15 protein-coding genes are annotated in these 16588 nt (G+C 72.8%); 8 read left to right on the top strand and 7 right to left on the bottom strand.

Annotated elements, in window-relative coordinates; genetic code table 11:
* Positions 1-5: 5 nt before the first annotated feature.
* The gene (locus ACFV9H_RS00715) at positions 6-1025 is read right to left on the bottom strand and encodes an iron ABC transporter substrate-binding protein (RefSeq protein ID WP_385391454.1); all 1020 of its coding nucleotides are present in this window, start codon (positions 1023-1025) and stop codon (positions 6-8) included.
* Between the two features lie 214 nt (positions 1026-1239).
* Between ACFV9H_RS00715 and ACFV9H_RS00710 the strand changes: the two genes are divergently transcribed.
* The 3 genes from ACFV9H_RS00710 to ACFV9H_RS00700 all read left to right on the top strand — a co-directional run bounded on the left by ACFV9H_RS00710 (position 1240) and on the right by ACFV9H_RS00700 (position 5277).
* Positions 1240-3906 carry an AMP-binding protein gene (locus ACFV9H_RS00710; protein ID WP_385391453.1) on the top strand — a complete coding sequence of 889 codons (2667 nt, stop codon included), beginning with the start codon at positions 1240-1242 and terminating at the stop codon, positions 3904-3906.
* A 95-nt stretch (positions 3907-4001) separates the two neighbouring features.
* Positions 4002-4439 carry a hypothetical protein gene (locus ACFV9H_RS00705; RefSeq protein ID WP_385391451.1) on the top strand — a complete coding sequence of 146 codons (438 nt, stop codon included), beginning with the start codon at positions 4002-4004 and terminating at the stop codon, positions 4437-4439.
* A gap of 73 nt (positions 4440-4512) precedes the next feature.
* Positions 4513-5277 carry a hypothetical protein gene (locus ACFV9H_RS00700; RefSeq protein ID WP_385391449.1) on the top strand — a complete coding sequence of 255 codons (765 nt, stop codon included), beginning with the start codon at positions 4513-4515 and terminating at the stop codon, positions 5275-5277.
* A 4-nt stretch (positions 5278-5281) separates the two neighbouring features.
* Here ACFV9H_RS00700 and ACFV9H_RS00695 read toward each other — a convergent pair whose 3' ends face one another.
* Together ACFV9H_RS00695 and ACFV9H_RS00690 are read right to left on the bottom strand one after the other, a co-directional pair.
* Complete coding sequence (locus ACFV9H_RS00695; RefSeq protein ID WP_385391447.1) at positions 5282-6220, bottom strand: 2'-5' RNA ligase family protein; 939 nt, start codon at positions 6218-6220, stop codon at positions 5282-5284.
* Positions 6221-6231: 11 nt separating this feature from the next.
* Complete coding sequence (locus ACFV9H_RS00690) at positions 6232-6804, bottom strand: hypothetical protein (RefSeq protein ID WP_385391446.1); 573 nt, start codon at positions 6802-6804, stop codon at positions 6232-6234.
* A 254-nt stretch (positions 6805-7058) separates the two neighbouring features.
* On the opposite strand from ACFV9H_RS00690, the gene ACFV9H_RS00685 reads away from it, so the two are divergent.
* Both ACFV9H_RS00685 and ACFV9H_RS00680 read left to right on the top strand, forming a co-directional pair.
* Positions 7059-8360, top strand: coding sequence for a cytochrome P450 (locus tag ACFV9H_RS00685; protein ID WP_385391444.1), 1302 nt, complete (start codon positions 7059-7061; stop codon positions 8358-8360).
* Positions 8361-8404: 44 nt separating this feature from the next.
* Positions 8405-9421 carry an amidohydrolase family protein gene (locus ACFV9H_RS00680; protein WP_385391442.1) on the top strand — a complete coding sequence of 339 codons (1017 nt, stop codon included), beginning with the start codon at positions 8405-8407 and terminating at the stop codon, positions 9419-9421.
* 61 nt (positions 9422-9482) lie between these two features.
* Here the strand turns inward: ACFV9H_RS00680 and ACFV9H_RS00675 are convergent, their stop codons facing one another.
* Complete coding sequence (locus tag ACFV9H_RS00675) at positions 9483-10700, bottom strand: glycosyltransferase (protein ID WP_385391440.1); 1218 nt, start codon at positions 10698-10700, stop codon at positions 9483-9485.
* A 35-nt stretch (positions 10701-10735) separates the two neighbouring features.
* Between ACFV9H_RS00675 and ACFV9H_RS00670 the strand changes: the two genes are divergently transcribed.
* Positions 10736-11857, top strand: a complete 1122-nt coding sequence (locus ACFV9H_RS00670) for a CapA family protein (RefSeq protein ID WP_385391438.1) — start codon at positions 10736-10738, stop codon at positions 11855-11857.
* 64 nt (positions 11858-11921) lie between these two features.
* Entirely contained in the window at positions 11922-12224 is a 303-nt protein-coding gene (locus ACFV9H_RS00665) for a DUF1876 domain-containing protein (RefSeq protein ID WP_385391437.1), read from the top strand.
* A gap of 83 nt (positions 12225-12307) precedes the next feature.
* On the opposite strand, the gene ACFV9H_RS00660 is transcribed toward ACFV9H_RS00665, so the two are convergent.
* Positions 12308-12559 (bottom strand): acyl carrier protein, encoded by a 252-nt coding sequence (locus ACFV9H_RS00660; RefSeq protein ID WP_385391435.1) that lies wholly within the window; start codon positions 12557-12559, stop codon positions 12308-12310.
* A gap of 125 nt (positions 12560-12684) precedes the next feature.
* Here ACFV9H_RS00660 and ACFV9H_RS00655 point away from each other — a divergent pair, with 125 nt between their 5' ends.
* Positions 12685-13467, top strand: coding sequence for a lysophospholipid acyltransferase family protein (locus ACFV9H_RS00655; protein WP_385391433.1), 783 nt, complete (start codon positions 12685-12687; stop codon positions 13465-13467).
* A 43-nt stretch (positions 13468-13510) separates the two neighbouring features.
* On the opposite strand, the gene ACFV9H_RS00650 is transcribed toward ACFV9H_RS00655, so the two are convergent.
* Together ACFV9H_RS00650 and ACFV9H_RS00645 are read right to left on the bottom strand one after the other, a co-directional pair.
* Positions 13511-14977, bottom strand: a complete 1467-nt coding sequence (locus ACFV9H_RS00650; RefSeq protein WP_385391432.1) for a hypothetical protein — start codon at positions 14975-14977, stop codon at positions 13511-13513.
* A 23-nt stretch (positions 14978-15000) separates the two neighbouring features.
* Positions 15001-16446 carry a hypothetical protein gene (locus tag ACFV9H_RS00645; protein ID WP_385391430.1) on the bottom strand — a complete coding sequence of 482 codons (1446 nt, stop codon included), beginning with the start codon at positions 16444-16446 and terminating at the stop codon, positions 15001-15003.
* Positions 16447-16588: the final 142 nt, after the last annotated feature.

Genomic DNA, 16588 nt, shown 5'->3' with positions numbered 1-16588 from the left:
GCGGGTCAGACCATCCCGGCTTCCTGGAGCATCTTCAGGGTCTCCTGAAGCGAACTCAGCCTGCCGAGGTCGATCTTGGGCGCGTCGAGGGAGGACAGCGGCGGCAGGCCCTTGACCGTGCTGGTCACGCCCGCGGCGAGCGGGTACTCCTTGGTGTCCTCGGCGAAGTACTTCTGTGCCTTCTCCGACAGCAGGAAGTCGACGGCCTTCTGCGCGGCCTGGGCCTGGTCGCTGCCCTTGATCATGCCGACACCGGCGACGTTGACGAGGGCGCCGGGGTCTCCGCCGGGCAGGAAGTGGATCTTCGCCTTGACCTTGTCCTCGCCCTTCTCGGCGACCCGTTCGTACCAGTAGTAGTGGTTGATCAGGCCGAGCGAGACCTCGCCCTTGCCGACGGCGTCGAGGACCTTGAGGTTGTTGTCGTACACCTTGGGCTCGTTGGCCTTGAGCCCCTTGAGCCAGGTGCGGGTGGCGTCGTCGCCCTCCAGGACGCGCATGCCGGTGACGAAGGCCTGGAAGGAGGCGTTGGTCGGCACGTAACCGATCTTCCCCTTCCACTCCGGCTTGACCAGGTCGTGGACGCTGTCCGGGACCTTGGCGACCTGGCCCGGGTTGTAGGCGAGGACGCGGACGCGTCCGGAGGTGCCCACCCAGTCCTCCGCGCTACCGCGGAAGGCGGGGTCCACCTTGTCGAGCGACTCCTTGGGCAGCTTCTCCAGGAGCCCCTTGCCGGACAGGGCTCCGAGCGCCCCGGCGTCCTGCGAGAAGAACAGGCCGGCCTTGGTCTTGCCGCCCTCCTCCTGGATCTGGGCGGCGAGTTCGGCGCTCTCGCCGTAGCGGACCGCGACCGTCGTGCCGACGGCCTTCTCCAGCTCGTCGAGGAGCGGCTTGACCAGCTTCTCGTTGCGTCCCGAGTAGATCACGAGCCCCGCGTCGTCCTCGTCGACGCCGCAGCCGGCGACGGCGGGGAGGAGGAGTGCCGCCGCGAAGAGCGCGGTCAAGCGTCGGACCAAGGGGCGTCGCATGGGAAGCCTTCCTGCGGGTGCGGCAGAGAACGTGAACGCCCCATAAGTAAGGTAAAGCTAACCTAAAGGTCAAGGGTGACGCACACAACAATTCGGCTGCACCCACACATCGGCGGAGCCGACCCTACCGTTTGTTTTCCTGTGGATCTTCAATGAACCACCTGTGACGTTCCTGTGACTATCCGGCGAGGTAAGGCTTTCCTAAGATGCGCCCGTGACAGTCCTTCCCGACCTGCGTTCCGGCAGCAAGTCCGTCCCGTTCGCCCTCGGCCTCGCCGCCCACGGCGACCGGACCGCGGTCATCACGGCCGACGGTCGGGTCAGCTACACCCGACTCGCCGGCCTGGTGGACGCGATGGCAGGGCGCCTCGGCAGCGAACGCCGACTGGTCATGCTCGTCGGCGCGAACACGCTCGACGCCCTCGTCGTCCACCTCGCCGCCCTCGCCGCCGGGCACCCCGTCCTCCTGGTGCCGGGCGACCACGACGAAGCCGTCCAGTCCCTGATCGACGCCTACGACCCCGACGTCGTGGCCCGCCCCGACGGCGGCGGCGCATGGGTGCTCGACGAGCGTCGCCCGGTATCGGCCCACGACCTGCACCCGGACCTCGCCCTGCTGCTGAGCACCTCCGGATCGACGGGCTCCCCGAAGCTCGTTCGGCTGTCCCACGAGAACCTCCAGGCCAACGCCGAGTCCATCGCCGACTACCTCGCGATCCGCGACACCGACCGCGCCGCCACCACCCTGCCCCTGCACTACTGCTACGGCCTGTCCGTCGTGCACAGCCACCTCCTGCGCGGCGCCGGGCTGATCCTGACCGACCTGTCGGTCGCCGACACCTGCTTCTGGGAGCTGTTCCGGGCCGGCCGCGGGACGACCTTCGCCGGGGTCCCGTACACCTTCGACCTCCTCGACCGCGTCGGCTTCCCCGCGATGCAACTCCCCCACCTGCGCTACATCACCCAGGCCGGCGGCCGACTCGCCCCGGAACAGGTCAGGCGGTACGCCGCGATGGGCCGTACCCGCGGCTGGGAGCTGTTCGTGATGTACGGCCAGACCGAGGCCACCGCCCGCATGGCCTACCTGCCGCCGCACCTCGCCGAAACCCATCCTTCGGCGGCCGGAATCCCCGTCCCCGGCGGCTCCTTCCGCCTCCACCCGATTCCGGGCCATCCCGAGCCGACACAGCCCGATGAGCCCCAGCCCGATGCGACGCGACCCGATGAAGGCGTCGGCGAGTTGGTCTACTCCGGCCCGAACGTCATGCTCGGCTACGCCCATTCGCCGGACGACCTCCGGCTCGGGCGGACCGTGCACGAGCTCCACACCGGCGACACCGCGCGCCGCACCCCCGACGGGCTCTACGAGATCACCGGCAGGCTCAGCCGGTTCACCAAGATCCTCGGCCTGCGCATCGACCCCCAGCAGATCGAGGCGATGCTCGCCCGCCACGACGTCACCGCCCTGTGCACCGGGGACGACGAGGCGCTGTCCATCGCCGCCGTCGGGGCCCCCGGCCCCGAGGCCCGCCGGATACGCGCGCTCGTCACCGGCGAGTGCGGCCTCCCGGCCCGCGCCGTCCGCGTGCACCTCCTGCCGGAGCTCCCCCGCCTGCCCACGGGCAAGCCCGACTACCGGGCGGTGCGCGCACTGGGCCACCAGGCACCCGCGCCGTCGGCCGGACGCGCCCTCCCTCCGGGCAGCGGCACCGACGACCTGTGCCTGCTCTACGCCGAGGTGCTCGACCGGACGGACGTGACGGAGGACGGATCGTTCGTCAGCCTGGGCGGAGATTCGCTGTCGTACGTCGAGATGTCGCTCCACCTCGAACAACGGCTCGGCCACCTGCCGGACAACTGGCACACGACGAGGATCAGGGACCTCTCGGCGGCCGAGCAGCCGACCCGCCCCTCCCGCACGCGAAGGCTGGAGACCAGCGTCGCACTCCGCGCCCTGGCGATCTTCTGCATCGTCGGCTCGCACGTCCACGTGTTCGGCATCAAGGGCGGGGCGCACATCCTGCTCGCGGTCGCCGGGTACAACTTCGCCCGCTTCCACCTCACCACCGCCGACCGGCGCACCCGCGTGCGACGGGTCCGGACCGCCATCGCCCGCGTCGCGCTGCCGAGCATGACGTGGATCGGTTTCATCCTCCTCCTCAACGACGACTACACGCTCGCCAACCTCTTCCTGCTCGACAGTGTCATCGGGCCGGAGGACCTCAAGACGGGCATGCACTTCTGGTTCATCGAGGCCCTCGTCTACATCCTGATCGCGGCCCTCGCCCTCCTCTGCCTCCCCTTCGCGGACCGGCTGGAACGCCGCTTCCCCTACGCCCTGCCGCTGGGCCTCGCCGCCCTGGGGCTGCTCACCCGCTACGACCTCGTCGGCCTGCCCGGTCGCACCGAAATGCCCGATGCGGTCACCGTGTTCTGGCTGTTCGCCCTCGGCTGGGCGGCGGCGAAGGCGGCCGGCATCCGGCAGCGCGTCCTGGTCACGGTCGCGGCACTGGCCACCGTGCCCGGCTTCTTCCCCGGCGACCCCGGCCGGGAAGTGATCGTCATGGCCGGCTTCGCGCTCCTGGTGTGGGTGCCGACCCTGCCCAGCAGGGAGCGCGTCAACCGGCTGGCGGGCCTCCTGGCCGGCAGCTCGCTGTACATCTACCTGACCCACTGGCAGATCTTTCCCCTCATCGACGGCTTCTCCCGGCACGCCGCCTTCCTCGCCGCGCTGCTCTTCGGCATCGCGTACGCCGCCGGCGTGAGCCGCCTGATGAAGGTGCTGCCCGCCCTGGCCGAGGGCGGGACCGGACAGGTCAGGGATCCGGTACGGGTCCGAAGGTCCGCACCGCGAGCTCTTCGGCGTGCCGTCGGTCGGTGACCCGGCCGCCGAGCTCCGCTCCGCGCGGTGCCCGCCGGGGGCTCGACGCCGGGGCTGCCCGCCGGCGGTTCCCCGGGGCCGGATAGGGTGCCCGCATGGTCACGGTCCGAGCTGCATCCAGCGCGCCCCGGACCCGCCGTTCGGCGGGCCCGCTGCGGCTGCTGTGGCTGGCCGCCCTGTTGTTCGCCTTCCTCTACACCCACGCCGCCGGCGCCGACAGCGCCTCCGCCCACGTCACGGGCGGCGCCGTCCCGCCGGCCTACGCCGCGTCCGCCGAGGGGGCCGACCCCGGTCACCACGGCGAACGCGAGGCCGGCGGGGGCGAGGACGGCGGCGGGCACTCCCACCCCGCCGAGGCCTGCGCCTCCGGCCACCCGCAGCAGGGCGTGGACCTCCCCGCCCCGCCGCCGGCACCCCTCGGCGAACCGTCTCCCGGCTCCGCCGCGATGACGACGGGGCGTTGGACCCGGACCCCCGCGTCCGCCCTGCCCCCTTTGCGAAGTTCCCTCGGTTCCGTGGTGCAGCGCATATAGGTCCGGGTGTTTCACCCCGATCTGTCCTGACTCTCATCGCCGACCCCGGCCGCTCCTCGACGAGCGTCGGGTGATGAGCCACGCCTGCATCACCGAAGGAAACGCGTACGTGACCTCGAACCAGCTCCTCGACTCCCGGACTTCGCAAGCGGCGGCCGCCGCTCCCCCCACGGGCCGGACCGCCCGGCGCCGCATACAGCAGTCCCGCAAGCGCTCCCTGGCCGCCCGCTACCTGGGCTACGTCGGCTACTTCGTCGGCGCCGGCCTGATCAGCGGCGCCGTCGTCCACCACCCCCTCGACCCCGACCGCTACACCCGCATAGCCGCCTACGGCGCGCTCGTCTTCCTCGCCGCGACCGTCCTCAACGAGTTCCTGCTCACCAAGGAACGGCCCGGACTCCCCCGCATGCTGGTGGTCATCGGCTCCTCGCTGCTGTTGTCCTTCGGCATCGGCATGCTCAGCGGCGGTCTCCAGCACTTCGACGACTTCCCCGCCCGCGGCGCCGTCCTCGTACCCACCGGCCTCGTCGTCTCCTTCGTCGCCTACGTCATCAAGGACGCCGACACCCCCTGGCACCGCATGTTCGGCCTCGTCGGTCTGACGGTCCTCATCGTCGCCGCGCTCGCGTTCTTCGGCCTGCGCCAGATCGCCGCTTCCATGGAGACCGCTCCGGGCGGCGGCGGCCACAGCCACGGCACCGCCGAAACCGGGGAGCCTGCCGCGGACGACCACGCGCCGGCCTCGCCTGCGGCCCCGGCGGCGCCCGCGTCCGGTGGTTCCCCGTCGGCGAAGCCCGCGCCGACGACCGCCCCCGACGGCCACGGACACGGGCACTGAGGGATCAGCGGAGGGTGGGGACGGCGCCGCCCTCCGCCCGGTCGAGGTCCACACCGGGCAGCCGCCCCACCCAGTCGGCGGCGGCTTCGGCGAGCCGTGCCCCGTCCGGCGGGGTGCGGCCGAGGCCGATCGCCAGGCACGCCCGGTCGGGGCCGGTGTCGAACGGCCGGGGCCACGCGGCGGCGTCCGCCGTTCCCGCCTGCCCCAGAGCGGCGAGCAGCGCGGGAAGCCGTTCGCGTACGAGGTCCAGGCGCGCCCCGAGTTCCTCGCCGGGCCCCGCACGCACGGTCAGTACCGCCCATGCGGCGTGGTGCCGGTGCGAGGGCGGGCCGCCCTGAGCGTCGCCGCCCGTCGGGCCGTCGAACTCGGGCTGCCACCGCACCTCGCCCGTCCCGAGGGCGACGGTGGCGCGTGGCAGCATCGGCTCCTGGCCGCGCCGCGAGAGCACGACGAGCTCCTCGACCCGGGTCGCCGTGCTGCCCAGCCGGGCGGCGCACTCCGCGGCCAGTCGGCGCGGGTCCCGGGTCCGTCCGAGGGAGAGGTGCGGCGTGAAGCGCGCGGCCCGGCCGCCGCAGAGCGGGAAGCGCTCGACCAGCGCGCGTTCGAGCCCGGCCCAGGGGGCCGGGCCGGCCGCGGCGGGATCGAGCCACACGGTCGCGTAGGCGCGGTGCCGGAAGCTGTGCACCCCGCCGAGTCGGGCGTCGAACGGGGCGCACTCGGCCGCCGCGGCCCCCAGCGGCCCGGCGGCCGCCTCGAAGTCCGACTCCGGGACGAAGCCGAACAGCAGGTTCACGTGCGGGGGCCAGCGCCGGATCTGCGGATCGTGCTCCTCGCGGATGCGTTGGATCGGGGGCCAGAGCTCTGCCGGCGGAACCCAGGCCACGGCGGTCCGCGGCGTGCTCCCGACCTCGAAGACCTCCGGCGCACCCGCTCCGAACGCCACGCCGACCGGGCCTAGGCGGGCGGTGCGGGGCGGGTGGTTCCGGGAAGGCAGGTCACCGCCGTGTTGTAGGTCTCGTGCGCCCCCAGGGGATTCTTCTTCCAGAGCCACAGGTGCAGGGCGTAGTGGACGGGCTGGCCGGGGAAGTTGCCGCGCAGCGGGCCCTTGAAGGCGGTGCCGAGCATCGTGGGGCGGTCGTCGTCCGTCGCGAGGTTCTGGTCGCGGTCGTAGACCAGCCACTGGACCCCGACGAGGCGTTTGCCTCCGCTTCGGTCGTCCTCGTAGTACAGGGCGGCGGGCTTGGCCGGGTCGACGGAGTTGTCGTAGGCGTGGTTGAAGTGCGGGTAGCCGAGCGCGCCCGGCCCTTGGCGGTTGGCCACGCAGTACTTGTCCGGCACGTAGCCCGCCGCCACCGCCTCGGAGTGCCGGTGGTACCGGGCGGTCGCCTGATAGACGAGAGCACGGGCGGCGACGGCCCGGCCGAGATCGGTGTCGCCGCCGGCGGCGGAAACGGCGGCGGGAGCGGCGAGGGCCGACAGGGCGAGTGAGGCGCCGGTCGTGAGCGCCAGGGCGAGGCTTCGGAGCATGTGCGGACTCCTTGGGGCGAACTGGCTGGACGAGCAGCATGTCCCCGGTCCGCCGGGCCCGCCACACCGTCGGATCGGACGGCTGACGGCTGATCGGCTGACCGCCGACCGCGCACCCTTCCGGGCGGGCGCGCGCGTGGCGCTCGTACCGGCGGGAAACAGCACCACTCCAACGGGACGGCGGACGTTTCGCGGGCCGCCCGGGCAGGGAACCGGTGTGTCGCCCAAACGCGAGTGTCACGGAGGTGCGGAGCATGGCGCAGGAGAAGACGGCACCGGCGGGTGGCGAGAGCCTCGACGAGATCGTGGCGGCCGTGTCCGGTGGGGCGCCGGCGTACCGGGTGTGTCCCCATCCCGCCTACGCCGCCCTGCGCGAGCGGGCGCCGGTGTGCAGGCTGACGCCTCCGCACGGCATCGACACCTACCTCGTCACGCGCTACGACGATGCCCGGGACGCCCTGGCGGACCCGCGCTTCAGCAAGGACATGCACGGCGCCCTCGACACCTACCACGCGGTGTACGGCAGCGTCTTCGACGCCCTCGACGACAACGTGCTGTTCTCCGACCCGCCCCGGCACACCCGGTTGCGGCGCAGTCTCCGCACCGCCTTCACCCCGCGCCGGGTGGAGGAGATGCGGCCGAGGATCACCGCGATCACCGAACGGCTCCTCGACGAATGCGCGGGGAGCGACCCGGTCGACCTGATGTCGTCGTTCGCTTTCCCGCTGCCCATCGCGGTGCTGTGCGAACTGATCGGCATCCCCGACGGCGACCGCGCCGAGATCACGGAGCAGTTCTCGATCGTGGCGCGTTCCAGGTTCGATCCCCGGCTGAAGCCCGAGCTGCTGGCGGCCGAAGAGTGGCTCCGCGGCCGCTTCACGCGGCTCATCTCGTACACGCGCGAGCACCCGTCGGACTGCTTCCTCAGCGACCTCATCCAGGCGGAGGAGGGTCTCGACGAAACGGAGCTCCTGTCCTCCCTGTGGGTCATCTTCTTCGCCGGTCACAAGACCACCGCGTTCCAGATCGGCAACACCGTCCTCAACCTGCTGCTCCGGCCCGATCAGATGGAGAAGCTCCGGGGGGACCCGCGGCTGATCCCGCGGGCGGTCGAGGAGAGCGTCCGCTTCGAGGGATCGGTGGAGTCGTCGACGTTCCGGTACGCGGCCGAGGACGCCGAGATCCGGGGAACGCGCATCCCCAAGGGATCCCTCGTCCAGATCGCCCTTTCCTCCGCGAACCGGGACCCGGAGAAGTTCGACCGCCCCGACGTGCTGGACGTGACGCGTGACGGACTCCAGGGTGCGCACCTCGGCTTCGGCTACGGGACGCACTACTGCCTGGGTGCGCCGCTGGCGCGGCTCGAACTCGAAGTCGCGCTCGCCGCTCTCCTGCGGCGTTTCCCCGGGATGGAGCTGTGCGACGCGGAGCAGAGCAAGGGTGCGTGGCTCAAGGGCCCCATGGCCGCGTTCCGGGGTCTTCAGGAACTTCGGATCGTCCTGGATCCGTCCCAAGTCGCCCGGGAACTCGCGTCGGTGCCCACGGCAGGAAATTAGCCCAGCCCCCAACGGACGGACGGTGGATCGGTATGCCCGACTCTGTGAGCACCTCTGAACTGCACCTGCCGGGAACGCCCTTGGTCGAGGCCGGGGCCGGGCACGCGGTGCAGTCGAAGATCGACATGCACCATCACTTCTGCGCGCCGGAGTGGCGCGAGTGGGCCGAGCGGCACGAACTGGTCAAGCCCCAGCAGCTGCCGCCGTGGGCCCGGTTCGACGCGGAGGACTCCGTCCGCTTCATGGACCGCGTGGGGATCGCGACGGCCGTGCTCAAGCCGATGCTGCCGGCGCGGTACCACTCGTCCGCGCAGCTGCGCGAGGCGATCAACATCACGCTCCTGTCCCTGCTCGACGTGGCGAACTCGCATCCCGGCCGGTTCTCGTTCTACGTTCCCCTGTTCCTCGACGACCCCGAGGCCTCGTCCTGGGCCGTGCGCCGCGGACTCGGCCAGTTCGGGGCGGTCGGCGTGAACGTGACGGCCAACTACGGGGGCGTGTACCTCGGGGATCCCGCATACGACCGGGTCTTCCACGAGTTGGACGACTGCGGCGCCGTGGTGGACACCCATCCGCACAACCTGCCGGGGAGCCCGCCCGGCGCGGCGACCGTCCCCGGCATTCCGAACTTCATGTGCGACTTCCTGCTGGACACCACCCGGGCCGCCGTCAACATGATCAGCAAGCGGACGCTGGACCGCTTCCCGAACATCTCGGTGATCCTGCCGCACGCCGGCGGCTTCCTGCCCTACATCGCGACGCGCATCGAGGCCCTCGGACGGTTCTGCGACCCGCCCGTGGACCCCGGCGCCGTCCGCGACCACCTGCGGCGTTTCTACTACGACACCGCGGGACCGATGGCGCCCGCGGCGACCCTCCTCGCCCAGGTGCCCTCCGACCACATCCTCTTCGGCACGGACTGGCCGGCCGCCCCGGCCGACACGGTCGTGGACCTCGCGCTCCCGGCGCTCGACGCGGACTCCGCGTTCACCCCGGAGCAACTGTCGGGGATCTACCACGACAACGCGCTGCGCCTGATCCCCCAGTTGGCGACGGTCTGACCGGCGGACTCGTCGGCCCGCCCGCCGGTCCGCCCGCCGGCCCGTCCTCACCGGCCCGTTCTCACCGGCACATGTCGAGCAGCAGCCCCGCGGCCACCGCCGCCCCGTCGGTGCGGAACGTGCCGGCCACGGCGGTGGCCCTGGCGGCCGTCTCGGAGGTCAGGGCCGACTCCAGCGCGGCCGAGAGGGATGCGAGGGTCGGAGTCGGACCGTCGTGGGCGGCGCCGATGCCCAACTCGGCCACCCGGCCCGCGAAGTACGGCTGGTCCGCACCCTGGGGCACCACCACCTGGGGCGCGCCGGCCCACGTGGCCGTCGTCGTCGTGCCCGCGCCGCCGTGGTGCACGACGGCGGCCGCCCGGCGGAACAGTGCCTGGTGGTTGACCTCGCCGACGACGAAGCAGTCGTCCTGCTCGTCGATCAGGGCCAGGTCGGCCCAGCCGCGGGAGAGGACGGCGCGACGGCCCTGCGCGCGGATCGCCTCGACGGCCGCCCGGGCGGCGTCCTGCGGATCGCGCAGGGGAATGCTGCCGAAGCCCACGTAGACGGGTGCCGTGCCGGCATCGAGGAAGGCCACCAGCTCGGCGGGGAGTGGGCGTTCGTCCGGCAGGACCCACGCGCCGGTCTGCACCACGTCGAGGTCCGCCGGCTGCTGCCACGGGGCCAGGACGGGGTCCGTCGCCAGCCAGGGGCGGTCGGTGAAGACGTGGTCCCGGACGTTGTCCAGCGGCGGCAGGCCGATCGACGCCCGGTGCGTGTTGATCGCCTCGCCGAAGACCTCTTGCGCGTCCCGGGCGTCCCGGTCCCACAGCACCCGGTTGTCGGTCACCTCCGGAGGCAGCGGCCGGCCCGGCCGCGGCATCGGCGGGTGGTGCGGCGACGGCAGGCTGACCGGCTGGTAGCTCGCGTACACGTAGGGGATGCCCAGTGTCTCGGCCGCCGACCTCACGCCGGCCACGGCCGGCACGAGGCCGGTCGCCAGCAGCACGTCACACCCCTCGCCCGCCGCGGTGACGTTCTCGTGGAACGCGGCGACCAGCTCGGCCGCGCGCCGGGGCACGCCCCCCGGCGACGGCGGCGTCTTCCCGGTCACCAACGCGCGCACCGACTTGCCGGTCGGCACCATGTCCACGCCGACCACCGCCAACCGCTTCGCGAACTCCTCGTCAGGCGGCGCGCACACCCGCACCTCGGCACCGCGCTCCCGCAGTCGCACCGCGAGTCCCACCAGCGGTTCGACGCCCCCGCGCGAGTCGTACGCCGACAACAGCACACGCATTCTCGTGACTCCCCCATTCGCACTAGCCTGGATACATGCAGGGTGATCGGATCACACTGTGCCTCACCGGCGACGTCATGCTCGGGCGGGGTGTCGACCAGGTCCTTCCGCACCCGGGTGATCCGGCGCTGGAGGAGGCCTACCTCCGTGACGCCCGCTCCTACGTCGAGCTGGCGGAGGCCGCGAACGGCCCGATCCCCCGGCCGGTCGACTTCTCCTGGCCCTGGGGCGACGCGCTGCCGGTCCTCGACCGGGCGGTACCGGACGCCGTGGTGCTCAATCTGGAGACCAGTGTCACGCGGAGCGACGACTTCGCCCCCGGCAAGGGCGTCCACTACCGCATGCATCCCGCCAACCTGCCCTGCCTGGCCGCCGCCCGTCCCGACGTGTGCGCCCTGGCGAACAACCACGTCCTCGACTTCGGCCGGCGCGGGCTCGCGGAGACCCTCGACGCGCTGGCGGGCGCCGGGTTCGCCGTGGCGGGGGCGGGACGTGACCTGGAGGGGGCACGGCAGCCGGCGAGCGTCCCCGTCGAGGGCGGTCGGCGGATCCTGGTCCTTTCCTTCGGCATGCCGTCCAGCGGGGTCCCGCCGGACTGGGCCGCCGGCACGGACCGGAGCGGGGTCGACTACGTGGCCGAGGCCTCGGACACCGCGGCGGCCGCGGTGATCGCCCGGATCCGGCGGGTGAAACGACCGGGGGACCTCGTGGTCGCCTCGATCCACTGGGGTTCCAACTGGGGCTACACCGTCCCCCGCGACCAGGTGCGCTTCGCGCACGCGCTCGTCGACGGCGGCGCGGACGTGGTCCACGGGCATTCCTCGCACCATCCGCGGCCGCTGGAGCTGTACCGGGGCAAGCTCATCGCCTACGGCTGCGGCGACCTGGTCAACGACTACGAGGGCATCACCGGCCACGAGACCTACCGGGACGACCTGCGGCTGCTCTACTTCCCCTCGCTCGATCCCGACAGCGGGGCATTGCGCGAGCTGCGCATCGCGCCCTTCCAGGCCCGGCGGATGCGGCTGTGCGAGGCGTCGCCGGAGGACTGCCGGTGGCTGCGGGACCTGCTGGGCCGGATCAACCGCGGCTTTGCCCCACCCCTCGCGCACGAGCCGGACGGCACCCTCGTCCACCGCCTGCGGATCGCCGGATGAGCCCGTACGGGGGGATTCTGGAACTACCGGAAGCAGTGCCGACCGGAGCGTGAGGAGGCACGTGATGACACACGCCGAGGAGTGGAAGGTGGGCGTCTACCTGACCGAGGAGGAGGGTACGACCAAGGCCCGGGCCGTGCTCGAGACCGGGAAGGCGACGATGGTGGGCCGCGGCAAGGCGCGCTGCAATCCGCAGGACGTGGAGGTCCCCGCGATCGGTGACGAGCTGGCGGCGAGCCGGGCGATGCGCGACCTGGCCGGTCAGCTGATGCGGGCCGCCGACCGGGACCTGGCAGCGGTGGGCGCCGTACCCGAACCGCCGCGCACCGGTTACGGCTGGCCGCAGGACACGGGCCCGGCCAAGTAGCCGGCCCTCACCGGCGGGGCATGCGGGTCGGGTGCCCCGCCGGCGCGCGGTCGGCGGCGCGACGCCGCCCCTCCCGCCCCGGCTCAGCCGGCCGCCCGGCGGGCCGCGACCGCTTCGGCGAACTCCGCGAGGGTGGCGTCGCGGAACTCCGCCTCGCCGATCTTGACGCCGAGCCTCTCCTCCACGGCCATGGCCAGCTCGACGACCATGAGGGAGTCCTCCAGCAGGACGCGCATCGGCGCGTTCGCCCGCACTTCCTCGGCCGGCACTTCGAGCGTCTCGGTGAGCAGTTCGGTGATCACGTCGATGACGGATCCCTGCGCGGAAATGGTCACGGCACCTCTTTTGGAACGGACGGAACGAATCTCGTGGTGGAATAAGTATCACGTCGGCCAATTCACGCAAAACCCTTGGCCTGAGCGGTTATTGACGATCCGACAGACGAGAGCGAGAGTCCTTCATGTCCGAAAGCCTGACCGATTTTGTTGAAGCGGCCGCAGTCGAATTCCGACTGTTTCGGCGGCTGTTCGGCGAGGCGGGCGAGATCGCATGGGGCCGGACCCTCGACTGGCTCGTCGACGACTGGTTCCGGCTGGACGTCTTGGGCTTGGAGAACGTGCCGGCCGAGGGTGCGGCGATGCTCGTGGCGAACCACTCCGGCGCCTGGGGACTGGACGCCTTCGTATTCCACAAGGTCCTCACCCGCGGCCTGCGCCGCCCCTTGCACATTCCGGCGGATCCCCTGACCTTCCGCATCCCGGTGCTCGGCTCGTACGCGCGCAAGAACGGCGGATTCCCGATCGACCCGACCCTCGGAATGGAACATTTGAACACCGGGGAGCTCGTGGGAGTGTTTCCGGAGGGAGTCGCCGGTCTCGAAAAGCCCCTGAGCGAGCGCTATCGGCTGCGCCCGTTCAGCCCCGGATTCGCCGTGACCGCCGTCCGCACGGGCGTCCCCGTCGTACCGGTGGCGATCGTGGGTGCCGAGGAGGCGTCCCCCAAGCTCGGGGAGATCCCGGCCCTGGCACGCCTCTTCGACCTGCCCTACTTCCCCCTCACCCCCGCGTTCCCGCTGCCCGCGAAGTGGCTCATCAGCATCGGCGAGCCCATCGAGGCCCCTGCGCGGCCCTCGTCCCTCGCCGAGCGCTCGGCCGCGGCCCGCGCGCTCTGCGCCGAGGCCCAGGCCGCCGTGCAGGACATGCTCGACCACGAGGTCGGTCGCCGCGACACGCCCTTCTGGTAGGGCCCGCACGGTGGCGGGCCCCATCACCTTCAGCCCGCCACCCTCAGCCCGCCAGCCGCTGCGCCGCCCGCCGTACGTCGGCCGCGGCCTTCGCACACCGGTCCGCGTGCCCCAGCAGCACCATGCGGAAGTGCTCGCCCGCCTGGTCGCCGTTCCATCCGGTGTTCCCGGCGCAGGCCGCGAGGCTCTCCGCGTGCCGTTCCAGCCGCTCCGCGCCGGCCTGGGCCAAGGCCCCGTACGAGGCCGGCGCGTAGCCGGGCGCGGCGAGGGGCAGCGCCGTCGGCAGGCCGACCGTCACCCGTGCGTCGGCGGACCCGCCCGCGAGTTCGGTCAGGGCCACGAGCAGCCCGCTCGGGTCGAGGGTGTCCGGCAGCCGGTCCGCGTCGAACCGGGGCGAGATCGGCACCGGTCGGGACTCCGCCACGACCGCGCGTACGGTCTCGGCGGCGACGAGCTCCGCGAAGGGCGCCGACGCGCAGCCCGCGGGGGCGGTGCAGAGCGCCCCCGGCCAGGGGGCCGGGCCGTCCTGGCCCGGTGGGTGGGGCAGCAGGCCGGGCGCGCACAGGATCTCCGTACCGGCCTCCACCGCCAGGTCCCGCCAGACGAACGGGGCCCGTACCGGGTGCACGGCGGCGGCCACGGGCGGATAGCGGCGCAGGGCCTCCGCCACGGCCCGCTCCGGGGAGTCCGCGGCCCGCGCGGCGAGCAGGGCCAGGGCCTGGAGCGCGGTGCCCGAGGCGGCCTCGGACACCAGGGCGAGCGCGTGCGCGACGACGGGGACCGCGCTGGCGGCGGCCTCGCCCCCGGTCGACAGCCTGCCTGCCAGGGACGCGGGGTCCGGGTCGGTCAGGTACGGCGCGAGCCGCCGGCTCAGGGCCGCGGAGCGGGCTTCGTGGGACCGGCTGTCCACGGCCGCCGTCGCCGCCGCGACCACCTCGCTCAGCAGGGTGTCCTCGGCGGCGCGGGCACCCACCACGACCCGGCGGGCCAGGCGGAGCATCCCGGAGCGCCAGACCTGCCAGTCGAGGGTGCCGTCCCCGCGCCGGGCGCCCGTCACCCGGTCCACGTCCTCACGGAGCAGCGCCCGCAGTTCGGCGACGGGCAGCTCCGCGTCCCGGGCGCCGGGCCCGTCGGGGGTCGCGTGCGGGGAGAGCCCGTGGCGGTGTCCCCCGGCGTCGAGTCCGCGCGCGGCCCCCAGGGCGCCGGCGAGGTCCGCGTGGGACAGCAGCGCCGCGGCGTCGTCCGCGCAGAGCGGTACGAGGAAGGACCCGAACGGGGTGCGCAGCCGCACGGGCCGCCCTGACCGGGTACGCCCGAGGTACGCCAGCAGGGCGCGGGTCAGGCCCTCCCGGGTGAGTGCGTCCAGGCCCAGCGCCCGGGCGGGGGCGTCCGCCCAGGGCAGCCGCCGGGCGAGCAGGGCGGCGCTGAACAGGGCGTTCTCCAGGGGCCAGGCGGTCGCGGGCCCCCGTGCCGTCGTCGTGCTCCGGCCGCCCTGGTCGTCGTCGGTCATCGGTCGGTCCCTCTCCCTCGCGGTCACTTGTCGCGCAGCATGTACGGCTGGTTGCCGGTGATCTCGCCGTCGTAGGTCCGGATCAGCCCGTTGACCCGCTCCCGGTGGTGGGCCATGGGGCCGCGCAGGCTGTCGGAGTACGCCTGCGGGGCGTGCGACAGCGGGTAGTCGTACGACTCGTCCAGCCAGGACAGCTCGACCCAGCCGGCCGGGATGTCGTTCGGGGAGGCCGGTCCGCGCCCGTCCAGCGTCGGGATCACGTCGTGCTTGTTGACCAGGCTGATCACCTGGGTGGTGTGGTCGGCGGGCCGCTTGCCGTCGATCGGGGAGCCCACCGCGATCACGTGGGTGAGGCGGTAGGTCGCGGAGAACTCCGGGTCCGAGGCCAGGTTCATCGCGGTCAGCCCGCCGAGGCTGTGACCGACGATCATGAGGTCGGATCCGGCCGGTACGCCCGCCCGTTCCAGGAGGTTGCGGGCGGCTCGGGTGTAGGTGGTGTCGGTGCGCAGGCACCCGTCGAAGGCGCCGATCACGTCCTGGGGCGTGCTGTTGCTGAGCAGGGCGAAGCTGGTGCCGGGCAGCAGGAGCACGTGGCGCACGGCCCCGTCGGCGCACCGGATCCGGCGCAGCAGGGCCAGGCCGTGGTTGCCGATGGCGCCGATGTCGTTGACGTAGCTGACGAGGTCGTTGCGGGAGGTGTCCAGGACCTTCGCCAGGATGGAGTCCGGCTCGGTCCGCTCGGCCCGCCCCGGCCCGGGGTTGAGGTACTTGATCAGCGAACTCGGCAGTCCGAGGAAGGGGTCGGTGGTCGGTACCCCGCCGGCGAGGGTGACCCAGGAGAAGGCGTCGTTGACCGGGTTCTCGTCGAGCAGTCCCAGCAGGGCGAGCAGCTCCATCATGACGGGGCTGATGGTGGTGAGGGCGCGGGTGATGCCCAGCAGTTCGACGAGCCCGCGCAGCGCCCGGAGCGCCTCGATCCGGTTCCCGTTCACCATCGCGTCGGTCAGGCGCCGGGCCGCCGGCGCGTCCAGGTTCGGGTGCTCGGCCGCGGCCGCCTTGATCCGGAGGGCGAAGGCGTCCACCGCCATGGCCACCTGGGCGGGCCGGCGGTACGTCACGCTCCCGGCGATCCGCGCCAGTTCACCGACGAGGCCGCCGTTCGCCCCGAATCCCAGGCCTGACGGGCTGGTCAGGGCCTTGGCGCAGGAGTAGGCGGCGCCGAGCGCCCAGGAGGGGCGGCGCAGGGCTTCGAGCCCGAAGCGCCAACTGCCGAGGGCGCCGGTCAGTTCGGCGCCGGCCTGCCGTGCCGTGAGCGCCGCGTCCGCCAGCAGCACGGAGGCGGCGATCAGCAACTCGGCTTCGGGTCGCCCCGGTTCGGGTGGGGCGGCGGATTCGTCCCTCGCGGGCACGTCCGGCCGCCGCCGCTCGGGAAGGCGCCGCGTCGCTTCGTCGACTACCTGAGGGGTCACTTCCCCACCTCTCGTCCGTGCCCGGCGGCCGCGCGCCGCCCGTGCCCGCCGTGTGCGCTGATTGCTGTGATTGCTCTGACTGCTCTGATTGCGCACGCATCGTGGCACCGAATGCGGACTCCGGAACGCGGCGGCGGCGCCT

It is taken from the genome of Streptomyces sp. NPDC059874 (assembly GCF_042731135.1).
Lineage (GTDB): Bacteria > Actinomycetota > Actinomycetes > Streptomycetales > Streptomycetaceae > Streptomyces.
The sequence above is the reverse complement of the archived record's forward strand: the minus strand, read 5'-3'. Positions and strand labels throughout refer to the sequence as shown.